Origin of the sequence: Sphingobium sp. IP1 (genome assembly GCF_002708645.1) — a bacterium.
Lineage (GTDB): Bacteria > Pseudomonadota > Alphaproteobacteria > Sphingomonadales > Sphingomonadaceae > Sphingobium > Sphingobium yanoikuyae.
The window spans coordinates 1-2942 of the sequence record NZ_NOIW01000221.1 but is presented as its reverse complement, the minus strand read 5'-3'; the positions used below and the strand labels follow the sequence as shown (position 1 = coordinate 2942).

4 protein-coding genes are annotated in these 2942 nt (G+C 64.2%); all 4 read right to left on the bottom strand.

The window, feature by feature from the left end:
* Positions 1-315 (bottom strand): ribonuclease P protein component (gene rnpA / locus CG471_RS29450; protein ID WP_099234620.1); only part of this gene is annotated, 315 nt, incomplete at its 3' end.
* A gap of 32 nt (positions 316-347) precedes the next feature.
* Positions 348-482, bottom strand: a complete 135-nt coding sequence (gene rpmH / locus CG471_RS29445) for a 50S ribosomal protein L34 (protein WP_004210039.1) — start codon at positions 480-482, stop codon at positions 348-350.
* 170 nt (positions 483-652) lie between these two features.
* Complete coding sequence (locus CG471_RS29440) at positions 653-1420, bottom strand: DsbA family protein (RefSeq protein WP_170978344.1); 768 nt, start codon at positions 1418-1420, stop codon at positions 653-655.
* Positions 1417-2763: a M48 family metalloprotease gene (locus CG471_RS29435; protein ID WP_099234621.1), complete on the bottom strand. Its 1347-nt coding sequence runs from the start codon at positions 2761-2763 to the stop codon at positions 1417-1419. The genes CG471_RS29440 and CG471_RS29435 overlap by 4 nt, the downstream gene beginning before the upstream one ends.
* Between the last annotated feature and the right edge of the window lie 179 nt (positions 2764-2942).

Below are 2942 nucleotides of genomic sequence, written 5' to 3'. Positions count from 1 at the left end.
GGTCAATATCTTGCCCAGCGCCTTTTCCAGTTCGCCGCGCAGCAGCGCGAAGTCGCGCTCCACGCCTTCGGCACGGCCGATCAGCACATGGTCGGCACCAGCCACACCATGCACAGGCAGCAATTCGCGTGCCAGGACGCGAAAACGGCGCTTCATCCGATTGCGGATGACAGCGCCGCCTATCTTCTTGGTCACCGTGATGCCGATACGCATCGCCGGATCGCCATCGCCGCGCTCACGCACCAGCAGGACGAATCCCGGCATGGGCGCGCGTCGGCCCCGATTCGCCGCCAGGAAATCCGCGCGCTTGCCCATGATGGCAGGCGCGGCCGGCGGCGTCAGGTCGCTCAGGCGCTCAGGCTCTTGCGGCCGCGGGCACGACGGGCGCGCATGATGTTGCGGCCACCGGGGGTCGCCATGCGAGCGCGAAAACCGTGACGGCGCTTCCGAACCAGATTGCTCGGCTGAAAAGTGCGCTTCATCGTTCATTCCTCAAACAAACTAGAGAATCAGGTATGACAAAAAAGGGCCGCCACACGGGGCGACCGCAAGTCAGGGGCCGTCCGATAGGGAAATGGGGCGGGGAAGTCAATGGCGCTGCGCCGCGCTTCCCCGCAAACGCCTGCTTGTCCCGCCCGAACCGCCGTCGGGCTTATTTGCCGCGGGCGCTCGTCACCGCGTCCTTGAGCGAATCATAGCCGACCGCGCCGTTAAGCACCTGATTGCCGATGACGAAGGTCGGCGTGCCGCTTGCCTGAAGCTTCTGGGCGAGGGCGATGTTCGACTGAAGCTCGGCATCATATTTGCTCGACGCCATCGCCGCTTCGGCATCGGCCTTGGTGATGCCGGCCTGGGTGGCGGCGCCGATGATCGATTCGCGGGTCACCTTGCCGGCGCCATAGAGCGCCTTGTGATAGGCCATGTAGCGATTGCGCTCGGCCGCAAGCAACGACACCTTGGCCGCGTCGGAGCTTTCCTCCGACAGGATCGGCAGTTCGCGATAGACGATCTTCACCTTGGCATCGGCGCCGACCAGCTTGGCAAGGTCGGGCAGCGAGGCGCGGCAATAGCCGCAGGCATAGTCGAAAAACTCGACCACGGTGACATCGGCATTGGCCGCGCCTTCCCATGCCCCGGCATAGGGCGTTTCGATCGTCTGGCGATTCGCGTCGATCGTGCCTTCCATCCGCTTGGCCTGCAGCTTCTCGATCGCCTGCGGGATGATCTCGGGATGCTCCAATATATAGTCGTGGACGATCTTTTCGATCGCGGCCTTGTCGCCGGTGGAGACGCTGCCGGGCGCCTGCACGGCAAGGGCGGTGCCGGCGGCGCCAGCGATCAAGGCGAGGGCGCCCAGGGTCATCTGCATTTTCCTGTTGGATAGGGCCGCACGAAAGCTGGGCCGGGTCTGATCTGTCATCTTCTCTTCCGCTTCTGCTCGACGGCAGCCCGCGAGACCATCGCGATATCCTGCGCCCGCAGATAGTCAACCGTTCCGGGCTTCAATCCCTGCATTGCCGCGTCCGCACTGCGCAGTGCCATACTGTCCTGCCCGATCATCGAAAAACGCTCGGCGCTGGCCAGCGCGGCGCGCGGCGTGTCCCCGCGATGCTCGTAGACGACGCCCAGTTGATACCAGGCGAAGGGATTTTCGCGGTCCCGCGCGATCGCATTGCGCAGCACGGTCTCTGCCTCGGCGTAATTTTTCTCATCCTCGGTCGCGATCAGCGCATGGCCCAGCAATACCGCGATCAGCGGCTGCTGCGTCTTGGCGACCGCCTCGCGCAGCGGCGGGATCGCCTCGCCAGGCCGTCCGCTCTCCAGCAGGATCTGGCCCTTCAGCTCCAGGAAATAGGGGTCATGCGGCGCCGCCGTCAGCAGCGCGTCCGCCTCGCTCAGTGCCTTCTCGGGATAGGCACTTTTATGCCAGGCATAGGCGCGCGCATAATGGGCCGGGATCGACCGGTCGCTCTCGGGATATTTGAGCAGCGTCTGCTGCGGTTCCGACACGAAGCCGATCAGCTTCGCCTTGATCCGCTCGAATCGCGCTTCCAGCTGTGGATTGGGCGGATTGTCCCAGGCCGGATCGACCGTATAGACCTCGCGCAGCACATTGATGCGCTCGCCCGACAGCGGATGGGTGCGGCCATAGCTGTTGTCCTGCGGGATCGCGAGGCGATATTCCTGATTCTGCAGCTTCTTGAAGAATTCCAGGCTGCCCTTGCCGCTCAGATGCGCGCCGCTCAGATAGCGCGCGCCGGCAAGGTCGGCGGAGCTTTCCTGCGCGCGGGAAAAGGCGAGATATTTGGACATGCCGACCTGCTGGCCCAGGCCCATGATGCCCATGCCCGCTTCCGCGCCGCCCGCCGCGATCGCCGCCGCGCCCAGCACCAGGCTCAGCAATGTGATGCTGGTCGCTTCCTTGATGCCGTCGGTGCGGATGACATGGCCGCCCTCGATATGGCCCAGTTCATGCGCGACCACGCCCTGCAACTGGTTCACATTGTCGGCCTGCGCGATCAGTCCGCTATGCACCCAGACATATTGGCCGCCCGCGACGAAGGCGTTGATCTCCGGGTCGTTGATCACCATCACCTGGACATTGCGCGGCTGCATGCCCGCCGCCTTGACCAGATCGCCCGACATGTCCGCCATGAACGCTTCGGTCTCGGCATCGCGCAATATGCTCTGGGCCAGCGCCGGCCGCGCCATCAGCATCAGCGACCCCAGCAGGAGCGCGACAAGGCGCAGCCACCGCGTCATCATGCAAAGCCTTGATGGGGAAGGGGAACAGGCATTGGCCCGATTTATGCCCTTCTCGCCCTGAACATCAAGTGAAGCCACGAAAAACGCCGCCATCCGACCCCTGGGGCTGGATGGCGGCGTGTTTCATTCAGGTCTGTGTCTTGGCCTTATTGGCCGAAGGTGCGCTGCCACCAGCC